The sequence below is a fragment of the Limosilactobacillus oris DSM 4864 genome (assembly GCF_001434465.1).
Taxonomy (GTDB): domain Bacteria; phylum Bacillota; class Bacilli; order Lactobacillales; family Lactobacillaceae; genus Limosilactobacillus; species Limosilactobacillus oris.
In genome coordinates, this window is sequence record NZ_AZGE01000003.1 from 53,908 (window position 1) to 68,313 (window position 14,406).

11 protein-coding genes are annotated in these 14,406 nt (G+C 52.3%); all 11 read left to right on the top strand.

Annotation, left to right across the window (positions count from 1 at the left end):
- Positions 1-17 precede the first annotated feature (17 nt).
- Positions 18-602, top strand: a complete 585-nt coding sequence (gene pgsA / locus FC49_RS02740) for a CDP-diacylglycerol--glycerol-3-phosphate 3-phosphatidyltransferase (protein WP_056984074.1) — start codon at positions 18-20, stop codon at positions 600-602.
- Between the two features lie 169 nt (positions 603-771).
- On the top strand, positions 772-2,019 hold the full coding sequence (locus FC49_RS02745) for a competence/damage-inducible protein A (RefSeq protein ID WP_056984076.1): 1,248 nt from the start codon (positions 772-774) through the stop codon (positions 2,017-2,019).
- Positions 2,020-2,109: 90 nt separating this feature from the next.
- The gene (recA, locus tag FC49_RS02750; protein ID WP_056984078.1) at positions 2,110-3,186 is read left to right on the top strand and encodes a recombinase RecA; all 1,077 of its coding nucleotides are present in this window, start codon (positions 2,110-2,112) and stop codon (positions 3,184-3,186) included.
- Between the two features lie 219 nt (positions 3,187-3,405).
- On the top strand, positions 3,406-4,929 hold the full coding sequence (rny, locus tag FC49_RS02755) for a ribonuclease Y (RefSeq protein ID WP_416338263.1): 1,524 nt from the start codon (positions 3,406-3,408) through the stop codon (positions 4,927-4,929).
- A 251-nt stretch (positions 4,930-5,180) separates the two neighbouring features.
- Positions 5,181-7,832 carry a DNA mismatch repair protein MutS gene (mutS, locus tag FC49_RS02760; protein WP_056984082.1) on the top strand — a complete coding sequence of 884 codons (2,652 nt, stop codon included), beginning with the start codon at positions 5,181-5,183 and terminating at the stop codon, positions 7,830-7,832.
- 13 nt (positions 7,833-7,845) lie between these two features.
- Positions 7,846-9,873 (top strand): DNA mismatch repair endonuclease MutL, encoded by a 2,028-nt coding sequence (mutL, locus tag FC49_RS02765; protein WP_056984084.1) that lies wholly within the window; start codon positions 7,846-7,848, stop codon positions 9,871-9,873.
- A 20-nt stretch (positions 9,874-9,893) separates the two neighbouring features.
- Positions 9,894-10,487: a Holliday junction branch migration protein RuvA gene (gene ruvA / locus FC49_RS02770; protein ID WP_056984087.1), complete on the top strand. Its 594-nt coding sequence runs from the start codon at positions 9,894-9,896 to the stop codon at positions 10,485-10,487.
- Positions 10,488-10,500: 13 nt separating this feature from the next.
- Positions 10,501-11,523: a Holliday junction branch migration DNA helicase RuvB gene (gene ruvB / locus FC49_RS02775; RefSeq protein WP_056984090.1), complete on the top strand. Its 1,023-nt coding sequence runs from the start codon at positions 10,501-10,503 to the stop codon at positions 11,521-11,523.
- Position 11,524: 1 nt separating this feature from the next.
- Positions 11,525-12,613, top strand: a complete 1,089-nt coding sequence (locus FC49_RS02780; protein WP_056984091.1) for a tRNA-ribosyltransferase family protein — start codon at positions 11,525-11,527, stop codon at positions 12,611-12,613.
- 56 nt (positions 12,614-12,669) lie between these two features.
- Positions 12,670-13,113: a preprotein translocase subunit YajC gene (gene yajC, locus FC49_RS02785; RefSeq protein ID WP_003714446.1), complete on the top strand. Its 444-nt coding sequence runs from the start codon at positions 12,670-12,672 to the stop codon at positions 13,111-13,113.
- Positions 13,114-13,258: 145 nt separating this feature from the next.
- Positions 13,259-14,158, top strand: a complete 900-nt coding sequence (gene gnd, locus FC49_RS02790) for a phosphogluconate dehydrogenase (NAD(+)-dependent, decarboxylating) (RefSeq protein ID WP_003714385.1) — start codon at positions 13,259-13,261, stop codon at positions 14,156-14,158.
- Positions 14,159-14,406: the final 248 nt, after the last annotated feature.

Here is a 14,406-nt window from a genome sequence, read left to right on the forward strand (position 1 = left end):
CCAGGGAGGACGAGCTTTTGAATTTACCTAACAAACTAACCGTTGTACGATTAATAATTGTTCCCTTCTTCCTGATTTTAATGGTGGTGCCCTTTGCCTGGGGTAGCGTGACCTTTTGGGGAGCGACGATTCCCGTGGCCCAGCTGATTGCCGCAATCCTGTTCATTGCGGCGACCATTACTGACAACTTAGATGGGCGGATCGCCCGGAAACATCACCTGGTGACGAACTTCGGTAAATTTACCGATCCCCTAGCAGATAAGCTGCTCGTAATGACTGCCTTTATCGTTTTGACTGGCAGTCAGGTAGTGCCTGCCTGGGTCACCACGATCATCATTTGGCGGGAACTTTCAGTAACCGGTCTGCGGTTGCTGTTGGTAGAACAGGATGGTACGGTTTTAGCTGCAAAGATGCCTGGAAAAATTAAGACGACGACGCAGTTTATCGCAATTATCTTCTTGCTGCTAAACAACGTTATTTTTGCCATCTGGAATATTCCGTTTGGTCAAATTATGTTGTACATCTGTCTGTTCTTCACCATTTACTCTGGAGTTGACTACTTCATCCAGGGCCGGGGTGTGTTCTCGGACGGCTTTAAGTAAACAAGGATAACGCAACGGCGTGCCATTGCTGCTCAGGCAGGGGATGCCGATGGGAGCGGGGACCGAACTAGGAAGGGCTAGTTCCGCCCCACTCCTTTTTTGCCTTTTTTAACAGTTTTCGTGCATTTACGGGTAAAGGCCGTGTTTAAATAATTAGGAGGATACTGACATGGATGCAGAAATTATTTCGGTAGGAACTGAATTAGTGTTGGGCCAGGTGACGAATACTAATGTTCCGTTATTAGCCCGGACGCTTTCAACGCTGGACATTAAATCCCCCCACCAGGTAACGGTGATGGACGACCAGGAGCAAATCGTTACTGCGATTGACAATGCCCGTCAGCGGGCGTCGCTGATCTTTGTCTGTGGTGGGCTTGGACCGACAACCGATGACGTTACGCTAAAGAGTACTGCTGCCGCTTTAGGGACGGGGCTAAAGACGGATGAACAGCACTGGGAGTGGATCAAGGGAACGTTTAAGGCGCGCCGGATTGAGATGCTCCCGGAGAATATTCAACAGGCTCGTTACCTTGCCGGTGGGACACCGCTCGCCAATCCGGTGGGGCTGGCATTGGGCAGCTGGTACGAGCAGGACGGCCTGGTGGTAGTCGTGCTTCCGGGGCCCCCAGCAGAGTTCCGGGCAATGCTGGAAGAAAGTGTTCAACCGCGTCTGGTGGAAAAGTATGGTACCGGGCGGCGGATTGCAAGTCGAACCTTGAATTTTTTGGGACGGCCCGAGTCGCAGTTAATGGATGAGATTGAGGCTGCAACTGAGCAGTTTCAGGATATGACGGTTACCTCCTACGTTCAGCCTAGCCAAATCCAGGTACGGATTAACGTCTATGACCTGCCGACAGCTCAGGCTAATGACCTGCTAGACCAGGTCACGGCAGCCATTTTGGCGGTCGAACGGCCATACTTCTTTGGGGTTGGCGACAAGTGTACGCTGGTAGCGGAGGTGGTTGAGCAGCTGCATGCGCGGCGGCAAACCATCACTGGGGCTGAGAGCCTCACCGGCGGCCTTTTTCAGAGTACGATTTGTTCGGTCCCTGGTGCCTCCAACGTCTTTAACGGTGGTTTTGTGACCTATGCGGCGGGTGCGAAGGAAAAATTACTGGGGATTGAACCGGAAGTAATTGCAGAACACGGGGTTGTGAGTTCCCAGACCGCGGCCCAGATGGCAGAAAAGAGCCGTGAACTCCTGGATGCTGACTTTGCGCTCTCCTTTACCGGAGTTGCGGGCCCTGATGACTTGGAGGGGCACCCGGCGGGAACCGTTTGGCTGGGACTTGCTCACCGCGGCCAGCCGACGAAAACTAAGGAGCTCCATTTAGCTGCCTACCTGGGGCGGCAGGCGGTTCGTAACCTGAGTGTCCAGTACGGCCTACAAATGGTTTTCCAGGCACTACAAGGCTAAGCGAACCGCTGTTCGCATTTTTCTTGTGTTTTCTGATGAAAACTGGTATCGTTAATTGGCAGAGATGAGTCCGATAAAGGAGGAAGTAATTTGGCAGACCAGCGTAAAGCAGCTTTAGATAAAGCACTTCAAAAGATTGAAAAGAACTTTGGTAAGGGTTCGATCATGCGCATGGGGGATGCTGCCGACATGAAGATTGCGACGGTTTCCAGCGGTTCGCTGGCAATCGACAAGGCACTTGGTGTTGGCGGTTATCCACGGGGCCGGATAGTAGAAATCTACGGTCCTGAAAGTTCGGGGAAGACGACTGTCGCCCTCCATGCCGTGGCAGAAGTTCAACGGCAAGGGGGCACGGTAGCGTACATCGATGCCGAAAACGCCTTAGACCCGCAGTATGCGGAAGCCCTTGGGGTTGATGTCGACAACCTGCTCTTATCCCAGCCAGACACCGGTGAAGAGGGACTGGCGATTGCAGATGCCTTAATTGCCACCAGTGCAATTGACCTGGTCGTGATTGATTCCGTAGCCGCCCTGGTTCCCCAAGCCGAAATTGATGGTGACATGGGTGACCACCACGTCGGTTTGCAGGCGCGGCTGATGTCCCAAGCCTTGCGGAAACTTTCTGGTGAAATCAACAAGACGAAGACAATTGCGATTTTCATCAATCAGATCCGTGAAAAGGTCGGGGTTATGTTTGGAAATCCCGAAACGACTACTGGGGGCCGGGCCCTTAAATTTTACTCCACCATCCGGATGGAAATCCGCCGGGCGGAACAGATTAAGAACGGAACCGACGTCATCGGTAATAAGGCGAAGGTCAAAATCGTTAAGAATAAGGTAGCACCTCCGTTCAAGCGGTGTGAAGTTGATATCATGTACGGTGAAGGAATCTCGAAGACTGGTGAACTGTTGGATATGGCGGTAGACCAGGACCTGGTGAAGAAGAGCGGTGCATGGTACTCATACGGCAACGAACGAATTGGTCAAGGCCGGGAAAACGCCAAACAGTGGCTTGCTGATCACCCAGACAGCATGATGGAACTGATGAATAAGGTTCGGGTTGCTAATGGCATGAAGCCGCTGGAAGAGAGCAAGAAGGCCGCCGATGATGGTGACACTCCGGCTGCCGGTCAGCAGGAAACTATCGAAGAGGCCAGCAAGAACTAACTAATACTGTTAACTAAGGGAGCACAAATGTTTGTGACTCCCTTTTTTGCTGGGGAGGCGACAAAATAATAATAGTTGACACCTTCCTTGACCAAGATTAAAATTTAATTTGTGTGATGCTTTTTAAGCGTGACACGGTGAAAATTATTAACCAACCAACAACAAAATAGTTGAAGCGGGGGTGAAATTGTGCAGTTATTTATTTTCGCCGCGCTTGCTATGGTTGTCGGTCTTGTTATTGGCTATGCTATTCGTAAAGCAACTTACGAAAAACAGTTAGCAGCGGCGCAGCAGACCGCTGCGGGAATTATTGCGACCGCTAAGAGTGAAGCGGAAACGGCGAAAAAAGAAGCGATTCTGGAGGCTAAGGAAGAAAGTCACCGCTACCGTGAAAACGTTGAAGATGAGCTAAAACAACGCCGGAGTGAGGTTCAGCGGCAGGAGGATCGTCTCTTGCAGCGTGAAACCAGCCTTGACCACAAGGATTCCGCATTAGAACGACGTGAATCAGCGGTCGGCAAGCGTGAACACAAACTGGATCAGGAAACTGAGAAACTTCACCAAAAGCAGCAGGCAGCAACCGCATTAGTTGACCAGCGTCAGGCCGAATTGGAAAAGGTCGCGCAGATGTCACACGAGGATGCCAAGAGCCTGCTTCTGGCAGAAATGAAGGAGCAGCTCAAGACAGAGCGGGAAGTAATGATCCGTGACAGTGAGCAGGAAGCCGAAGTGACCGCGGATCGTAATGCAAAGAAATTGATCGTGGAAGCAATCCAGCGGAGTGCCGCCGATGTAGTTTCCGAAACGACGGTCTCAGTTGTTAACCTGCCGAATGATGATATGAAGGGCCGGATTATCGGGCGCGAAGGTCGGAATATTCGGACCTTGGAAACCCTGACCGGGATTGACCTGATTATTGATGATACGCCGGAAGCGGTCGTCTTGAGCGGCTTTGATCCCGTACGGCGGGAGATTGCTAAGATCGCCTTGGAGAAGCTAATTCAGGATGGCCGGATTCACCCGGCCCGGATTGAAGAGGCAGTCGACAAGGCCCGCAAGGAAATGGACAGTCAGCTCCGGGAGACCGGTGAACAGGCACTCTTTGACCTTGGTATCCATTCAATGCACCCCGACCTGATTAAGACGGTCGGCCGGATGAAGTACCGGACCAGTTACGGACAAAACGTCCTTAACCACTCGATCGAGGTGGCTAAGCTAGCCGGTATTATGGCGGGTGAATTAGGTGAAGACGTGGCCCTGGCTAAACGGGCCGGACTCCTTCACGATATCGGAAAGGCAGTTGACCATGAGGTCGATGGTTCCCACGTTGAATTAGGAGTTGAATTGACGCGGAAGTATAAGGAAAATAAGGTTGTGATTAACACAATCGCTTCTCATCACGGTGATGTACCGGCAACGTCGGTCATTGCCGTCCTGGTACAGGCAGCGGATGCCATTTCTGGTGCCCGCCCCGGTGCCCGGAGTGAGTCCTTAGAGCAATACATTCAGCGGCTAAAGAAACTAGAAGGTATAGCTAATAATTACGATGGTGTCGACCATAGTTTTGCCATTCAGGCTGGTCGTGAATTACGAGTAATTGTCAAGCCAAAGAAGATTTCCGACATGGAAGCAACGACTTTGGCTCATGATATTAAACAACAAATTGAGAAACAGTTAGAATATCCAGGCCACATTAAGGTAACGGTTATTCGTGAAGTACGGGCGGTTGACTATGCAAAATAGTTAGCCAATCAGCCAGCGTTATCAAGCAAGAGGTTGGGACTCAGCTCAACCTCTTTGCTATTTTAAAGTTAATAGTGCAATCCGCAGGAGGCTGGCTGCACATCAACGGAGGTGGGATTACGAACTAGGCCAATAGTTTCTATCCTCCTCTCTTGTTTTTTAAATCCCCGGTGCCCTGCTTGCACTGACGAGACACAAAAAATATAATTGTCATATGTAAATTACGCAGAGTTTTTAATGAGGTGAACTTTTTGGCAAAGAAACAAACACCAATGATGGAACAGTATCAGAAGGTCAAGGACCAGTATCCAGATGCTTTCCTGTTTTATCGCCTTGGTGACTTTTATGAACTTTTTAACGAAGATGCGGTGAAGGGGGCTCAGCTGCTAGAGCTGACTCTGACGACCCGGAATCACAGTGCCAAAAATCCAATTCCAATGTGTGGGGTTCCCCACCGGGCCGTTGAAAGCTATGTTGACGTGTTGATTGACAAGGGCTACAAGGTGGCAATCTGTGAACAGATGGAGGATCCAAAGAAGGCTAAGGGAATGGTCAAACGGGCCGTAACCCGGTTGATTACTCCAGGAACCCAGATGGACCTCAATGGCGATCAAGCGCGGCAGAACAACTATTTGGCGGCAATTAGCCAGGCGGATAATCAGTTTAACCTGGCGTACACCGACTTGTCGACGGGGGAACTGAAAACGACCAGCTTAGGCAGCGTCGAGGGGGTCATTAACGAACTGATCAACCTCCAAAGCAAGGAAGTCGTCGGGGAGGGGGACCTGCCCGCCCGCCTCAAAGCTGCCTTGGACAGCCGGCACATCCTGCTTTCCCAGCAGACGGAAATTCTCAAGCGGTCGGAGATCAGCTACCTGACCCAGGACCTGACAGCCGCAGGTCAGCGGCACGTGGTAGGCCTCCTGGTTTCCTACCTGCTGACGACGCAAAAACGTTCTCTTGCCCATATGCAGCGGGCGATTGCTTACCAACCTAGTTCGTTTATGAAGATTGATCATTATTCCAAGACGAACCTCGAACTGATGACCAACCTCCGTAGCGGGAAGCGTCAGGGAACCCTATCCTGGCTGTTAGACGAGACCAAAACGGCGATGGGCAGCCGGCTTTTAAAACGCTGGCTGGACAGGCCGCTGATTGATCCGGCGGCAATTAAGGAGCGCCAGGATAAAGTGGCCGAGCTGCTTGACCACTACTTCGAACGGAGCAACCTTCAGGAAGAATTGATTAAGGTCTATGACCTGGAACGTCTAGCTGGCCGGGTCGCGTACGGGAGTGTCAATGGCCGGGACCTGATTCAGCTAAAGACGTCTTTGGAGCAGGTCCCCAAGATTAAGTACGTCCTCGAAACCCTGGACTCCCCCGTTTTTACAGACCTTACTAGCCGCTTAGACCCCTTGACGGATATTGCCGACCTGATTGACCGGGCCATCGTGGAAGAGCCGCCGATTGCGGTCACGGATGGTGGGGTAATTAAGGATGGTTACAATGACCAGTTAGACCAGTACCGGGATGCCATGAACAACGGCAAGCAGTGGATCGCTGACCTTCAAGAGCAGGAGCGGCAGGTCACTGGTATCAATAACTTGAAGATTGGTTATAACCATGTTTTTGGCTATTTTATCGAAGTTACCAAGGTCAACCTGGATAAGATCCCACGGGACCGGTACGAACGAAAGCAAACCTTGGTCAACGCGGAGCGCTTTTCTACGCCGGAGCTAAAGGAAAAGGAAGCCCTAATCCTCGGCGCCCAGGAGAAGTCAGTGGCCCTTGAATACGACCTCTTCGTGAAGATTCGTGAGCAGGTCAAGGAACAGATCCAGCGGCTGCAAAAATTGGCCCAGGCCCTGTCCGAACTGGATGTTTTGCAGAGCTTTGCCGTGGTCAGTGAAGACTACCACTTCGTACGGCCGATAATGAATAGTGGTCACCAGTTACAGATTAAAGACGGGCGCCACCCAGTGGTAGAAAAGTTTATGGGCCACCAGGAATACGTTCCAAACGACGTCCAGATGGGGGACGACACGGATATCCTGCTGATTACGGGACCTAATATGTCCGGGAAGAGTACCTATATGCGGCAGTTAGCACTGACGGCGGTAATGGCCCAGATGGGGTGCTTTGTTCCGGCAAGCCGGGCTGAGCTGCCGATTTTTGACCAAATCTTTACCCGGATTGGGGCGGCGGACGACCTGATTTCCGGCGAAAGTACGTTTATGGTGGAGATGATGGAGGCTAACAATGCCCTGAGTCACGCCACGGACCGGAGCCTGATCCTCTTTGATGAGATTGGCCGTGGGACCGCTACTTACGATGGGATGGCCCTGGCCCAGGCAATAATTGAGTATGTCCACCAGCACGTTCGCGCCAAGACCCTTTTCTCCACCCACTACCATGAACTAACCAGCCTGGAAGAGACTCTTCCCCGCTTAAAGAATGTTCACGTGGGGGCAACGGAGAAGAACGGTGAGCTGGTCTTCCTCCACAAGGTCAGTGCGGGGCCAGCAGATAAGTCGTACGGGATCCACGTTGCCAAGCTGGCTGGCATGCCCGCGCCACTTCTGAAGCGTGCCGACCAGATCCTGCAGAAATTGGAGAATAAGGAAGCCGAGCTGGCTAAGAAAGGGGCAGCCCCGACCAACCAACCGACTCCGCAACAGCCTGCGGCCCAGCCAAACGACCGGGTCCAGGAAGCACCCGCAGCGGCAGCTCCGCTAGTTGAACAGAACGGCCAAATGGAATTGTTTAACCCCCAGCCGGCCGCCAAGAAGCTGGATAAAAAAGAGGAACGGGTGCTTAACCAGCTGAAGGAGCTTAACCTGATGGGGATGACGCCGATGGAGGTAATGAACCAGCTGTATGACTGGCAGCAAAAACTAAAGTGAGGTGTGAAGGCGAATGGGGCAGATTCATGAATTGAATGATATTTTAGCTGATCAAATCGCTGCCGGGGAAGTAATTGAACGGCCAGCCTCAATTGTGAAGGAACTGGTGGAAAATTCCCTGGACGCTCAGAGCAAACGGGTTGACATCATCGTGGAAAATGCGGGCCTTGATAGCATTAGGGTGATTGATGACGGTCAGGGAATCGCTGCTGATGACGTGGAATTAGCTTTTAAGCGCCATGCCACGAGTAAGATCAATAGCCGCCAAGACCTTTTTCGGGTCCAGACGATGGGCTTTCGCGGGGAGGCGCTGCCCAGCATTGCTTCGGTTGCAGACGTCGAACTAACGACGGCCATTGCGGACGCAACCGCTGGCCGAACTGTCCATCTCCGGGGTGGCAAACTGGTTGCCAACCAACCAGCACCGGCCCGGCGGGGAACTGACGTCCGGGTGACGGAACTCTTCTTCAACACGCCAGCCCGCTTGAAGTACCTCAAATCTCCCCAGACGGAACTGGCTCGAATTACTGATATTATCAACCGGCTGGCCCTCGCTAACCCCCAGGTGGCCTTTAGCTTTACCCATAACGGGAAGGAAATCTTTCGGTCGGCGGGGAACGATAACCTCCAGCAGGTAATCGCAACGATTTACGGAATTCAAGCGGGGCGGAAGATGCTGGCTGTCCAGGGGACCGATAATGATTTTCGGGTAACCGGCTTTGTTTCCCTGCCGGAGTTAACCCGGGCGTCCCGCCAGTACATTACGATAATGATTAACCACCGCTACGTCCGTAATTATGCCCTGACTAAGGCGATTATCCAGGGCTACGAGTCAAAGCTGATGGTGGGGCGCTACCCGGTGGCCGTCATTAACATTGACTTGGATCCGGTCCTGGTGGATGTCAATGTCCACCCGGCAAAACGGGAGGTCCGTCTGAGCAAGGAGGACCAGCTAGCTAAGCTGATTGCGCAAACCATTCGCCAGCGGATTGCCCAGGAAAACCTAATTCCTGACGTGGACGCGGACCGGTTTACCCCCCAGCCAGATCCGGACCTAGTTGACGACCTTAACCGGCGCCTGAACGAGGCGGCGGCTTCCTACGGGGTTGACCAAGCTGACACGGCAGGAGCGTCCAGCGCAGCCGCGGGAGTGACACCGCCTCAGCCAATGAGCACGGCAAAGGCCGGGGCGGATACGGTCGACAGCCAAATCCCGGCCCCGGTGATTATCCACCAGAGCAGTGAACTAAATTCTGCCCGGATGAAGGAGTTTGATGCTCGTTACCAAGACGAAAGCCTGCCGGCACTGTTTAATGATTCGGGAAGGCCAGCCGCTGACAGTCAGCCAACCGCGCCAGTCCAGACGGAAAACCTCGAACTGGACGTTCATGACAAGAGCGACCAGGAGACGGGACGCTTTCCAGACCTGCAATATATCGGCCAGCTCCAGGGGACCTTTTTATTAGCCCAAGCTAGTGATGGCTTATATATCGTAGACCAGCATGCCGCCCAGGAGCGGATCAACTATGAGCGCTACCGGCAGGAAATTGGTCAGGTCAGTGCTGACCAGCAGACGTTCCTGGTTCCGCTAGTGTTGAACTATTCGACGGTTGATGCCTTGGCCATCAGCAACCATGCTGACGTCTTAGCAAGTGTTGGCCTGCACCTAGAACACTTTGGGCAAAACAGTTTCTTGCTACGGTCACACCCGACCTGGTTTAAAGAGGGGCAAGAAGAGGATACCGTCCGGGAAATGATTGATTGGATCATTAAGGACGGCAAGCTGACTGTCCAGCAATTTCGGATGAAGACGGCCATCATGATGAGCTGCAAACGTGCGATTAAGGCTAACCACCACCTGGACGATCGGGAAGCCCGGGCACTCTTGCACCGGCTTCCCCAGTGTGAGAATCCGTTTAACTGCCCCCACGGTCGTCCCGTAACGGTTCATTTTAACGACCGCGACCTCGAAAAGATGTTTAAACGGATCCAGGAAGCCCATGTTCCGTATGCTGACGATTTCGACGACCATGATTTTTAGTGATAAAGGAGTTTTCTGACGTGTATGAATATTTAACGGGAACCATTAGCATTGTTGCCCCCCAGTACATCGTGGTAGATGTTCAGGGAGTTGGTTACAAATTATTGGTGGCCAACCCTTACCGCTTTCATGAGGATTCAGCCAAGGCCGTCCGGGTGTTTGTCTACCAGGCTGTCCGAGACGATGACATTTCCCTGTTTGGCTTTAGTGACCAGGCGGAAAAACGGTTGTTTATGCAGCTGATCAACGTTTCGGGAATTGGCCCGAAGAGTGCTTTGGCAATTCTGGCCAACCCTGACCACCAGGGACTGGTGGATGCAATTGCTAACAATAACATTGGCTATCTGACGAAGTTTCCGGGAATCGGTAAAAAGACGGCCTCACAGATTGTGCTGGATTTGAAAGATAAGCTGGCGGCCGCTACTGCTGGCAGCCTGTTTGACCAGCAGCCAGTCAGTGCAACGGCTAACCCGGCACTGGCGGATGCCTTAGCGGCCCTTAAAGCGTTGGGCTACAAGGAGCGGGAGGTTAAAAAGATCGGTAAGCAGCTGGGTGAGGAGCAACAATCGACCGACGAGTACTTGCGGCAAGCACTGCGCCTGCTAAACCAATGAGGGGAGGATCATCGTGAACGAGAAGCAAAACGACGTGCTATCTGACCAGTCCCAAGATGAAGCGGAGGAGCAGATCGAACTCACCCTCCGTCCCCAGAATCTTCAGGACTATATCGGTCAAGCGCAGCTCAAAAATAAGCTGCGGGTGTACATCAAGGCAGCCAAGGAACGGGAAGAAGCCTTGGACCACGTCTTGCTGTACGGTCCACCGGGCCTGGGGAAGACAACGCTGGCGATGGTCATTGCCCATGAAATGGCTGTGAACATCAAGACGACCAGCGGCCCGGCAATTGAAAAACCGGGCGACCTTGTGGCCCTGCTAAACGAACTCCAGCCTGGAGACGTTCTCTTCATTGACGAAATTCACCGCCTGCCCAAGGTCGTGGAGGAAATGCTCTACTCGGCAATGGAGGATTACTATATCGACATTGTGGTCGGGGAAGGGCCAACCGCCCACCCGGTCCACTTCCCCTTGCCGCCCTTTACCTTGATTGGAGCAACGACCCGGGCCGGAATGCTGTCGGCGCCGTTGCGGGACCGGTTTGGGATTGTTGAGCACATGAACTACTACAACCAGGACGAGCTGAAACAAATTATTTTTCGATCGGCGCGGATCTTTGATACCCAAATTGAGGAGCAGGGGGCACATGAACTGGCCCTGCGTTCTCGGGGAACTCCCCGGATTGCTAACCGGCTGCTCAAACGGGTGCGGGACTTTGCCCAGGTTGCTCACCGGCAGGCGATTAATGCCGCTATCGTCAAACAGGCCCTCGATCTCCTCCAGGTGGATAGCCGCGGCCTTGATGAAATCGACCGGAAAATGTTGTTGACGATGATTAATTTCTACCAGGGCGGGCCGGTCGGTCTGAAAACAATTGCTGCTAATATTGGTGAAGAAACCAATACGATTGAAGAAATGTACGAACCCTACCTGATCCAGATTGGCTACATTAGTCGAACTCCCCGTGGACGGGTGGTCACGCCAGCAGCCTATGACCACCTGGGAATTAATTATCCAACGGATGAGGGAAAATAATATGGAGAGCAAACTTAAATTTAACATCCAGGCAGAGAGCGGCAATGCCCGTACTGGCCACTTACAGTTAGGATCCCGGACGGCCACCACCCCCATGCTGGTTCAAACCGGAATGGTGCCCGCAATTCTCACCAGCGATGAATTGACAGCACTAGGGACGCAGGCCATCAAGCAGTCGGCCTTAGAATATTGGCTCGGGGCCCAGGGGCAACCAGAGCAACTCGGGTTTGCCGATATCCATGAGCACTTGCGCTGGCCGGGAATCGTTGTTGGGGCCTCTGGAGCAGACCAGGCTTACCACTGGGCCAAACCCCGTGGTCGCAAGAAAACAGGGGTTAGTTTTCACGAGCCAGTGACGGGGCAGCAAAAAATGTATACGCCCCAATTAGCCCAACAATGGCAACGGCTGCTGGGCTGTGATCTGCTGGTTGGCTTTGCCCGCTGGGATGATTACTATGCCCCCGTCGACGATTTGCAAGCAGCTGCCCAGCAGACGGCCGAATGGCTCGGAATGGACAAGCAGTCATTGAATACGCTGGCGCCGGTAGTTGGGGGCGGCCTGAAACGGGTCCGCCAGGCCAGTGTTGCCGCGGCTCAGGCAACGCACCCTTGTGGCTATGCCCTCTTAGGGGTTGATGGGGCCGTCAAATTGGCTGAACAACGACGGGTAATCGGTGAAATCGTTGCGATGCTCCCTACGGAGGGACTGCGCTATTTACCTGCCTGTGGGGCGTTAGAGCAGGTACTGATGGCAATTGCACAGGGAATGGACATTGTTGATAGCGACTGTGCGGCGACGACCGCGCTCCATGGCACTGCCTACCTGGGGACAAAACGATTGCACCTGACCCAAGAACACTTGGCAGGCGACTCCCGGACACTGGTGCCGGGATGTCAGTGCCCAACTTGCCAGGCGGGTTATTCCCGGGCATACCTGCACCAGCTCCTCCAAGAGCAGTCACCAGTGGAGGTCCGATTGTTGACAGTCCACAACCTGTTTGTGCTTAACCAGTTGGTTGACCGCCTCCGCCAAGCTATCGCGGCTGGGCGGCTGGCAGAATTGATGGCTGACCTAGCAATTGACTACTAACGGTGGTTTTTTTATAAAAAGTTTGGTAAAGTTAAAAGAGAGATTTGGCGAAAGGAATGGATAATATCGTGAATAGTTTTGTAACTTTAGCTGCTGCTAATACCGGTGGTTACTCCAGCATCATCCTGATTGTTTTGATGATTGCTTTGATGTACTTCTTTATGATCCGGCCACAACAGAAGCAACGTAAGCAGCACCAGGAAATGATGAATGAGCTTCACAAGGGCGACGAGGTGGTTACCATCGGTCGTCTTCACGGTAAGATTGACGAGGTCAACAAGGAAAACCAGACCGTAACTCTTGACTGTGAAGGAATCTATTTAACCTTTGATATGGTAGCAATTGCCCGGGTCCTCAAGCGGGCTGGTGAAGCTGAACAGCCTGCTCAACAAGCGGCTGAAACCCAGGCCAGTGCTGGCAAAGATGACGCTGCTGAAACAGAGACTACTGATGACGCTGCGGATGCTAAGTCTGCTGACGACGACCAGGAGTCAAAATAATAATTGACTAATTTATGAAAACATGCGAAACTCTTAACTGGTAATTAGTTAAGGGCTTTTTTATTAGCAAAAAGGTCCCGTTATTTAGCTTTTCGCTTGCTAACTAAACTTAGCAGGCTGACCTACGACAGGAGGAACTTTTGAGATGCAAATTGGATTGATTGGTCTGGGAAAGATGGGGATTCACCTTGCCCAAAACATGCTGCGTAACGGTAACGATGTTGTTGCTTTCGATTTGAACCAAGATGCCGTTAAGGAAGCCGGTTCATACGGTGCCGAAACTGCTTTTTCCTTGGATGAAATGATTGAAAAGCTGGACACTCCACGGACTGTGTGGGTAATGGTTCCTGCAGGAAAGCCAACCGACGCTACAATGGCTCAGTTGGCGGAAAAGCTTTCTGCCGACGACATTGTGATCGATGGTGGTAACACTTATTGGAAGGACTCACTGAAGCACAACCGTTTGCTGACCGAAAAGGGAATTCACTTCTTTGACTGTGGTTCTTCTGGTGGTTGGCGTGGTGCCCTTGAAGGCGGTAACTTCATGATCGGTGGCGACGACAAGGAAGCCTTTGAACGGATTCGTCCACTCTTTGAAGGCATTGCCCAAAAGGATGGCTACCTCTACACTGGTAAGGCCGGTTCCGGTCACTACCTCAAGATGGTTCACAATGGGGTCGAATACGGGATGATGGAAGCCATTGGTGAAGGCTTTGAAATCCTGGAAGCATCAGACTTCGATTACGATAACGCCGCTGTTGCTAAGCTGTGGAACCACGGTTCTGTTATCCGGTCCTGGCTGATGGAACTGGCGCAGGATGCCTTTGAAAAGGACCCACACTTAGACCAAATCCAAGGTCGGATGCACAGTAGTGGTGAAGCACACTGGACGATTGCTGATGCGATGGACCACAACGTGCCAACGCCAGTTATCTACGAAGCATTATGTGCGCGTTTCAAGTCCATGCAAGAGGATACCTTTGACGGGAAGGTCGTTGCGGCATTACGGAATGGTTTCGGTGGCCACGCTGTTGACAAGAAGTAATTAATATTTAAGATTTTAGTTCAGGGGGCTGTGATATAAGTCCTATTACTTTAATAAAAAGCGAATAGCGTGGTACGCAAATGGGCTTCAGAGTTCGGCTTTGCCAATCTCTGAAGCCCTATTTGTGTTCGCGGGGGCTCGAAAACGAAGTCGTAAACGGCTTCTGTCTATATTTAAAGCTAATAATGCCTCAAGGCAGCAACTGGCTGGCAGTTCAAACGCTGACTTGCCTGACCACGCCCATTCTG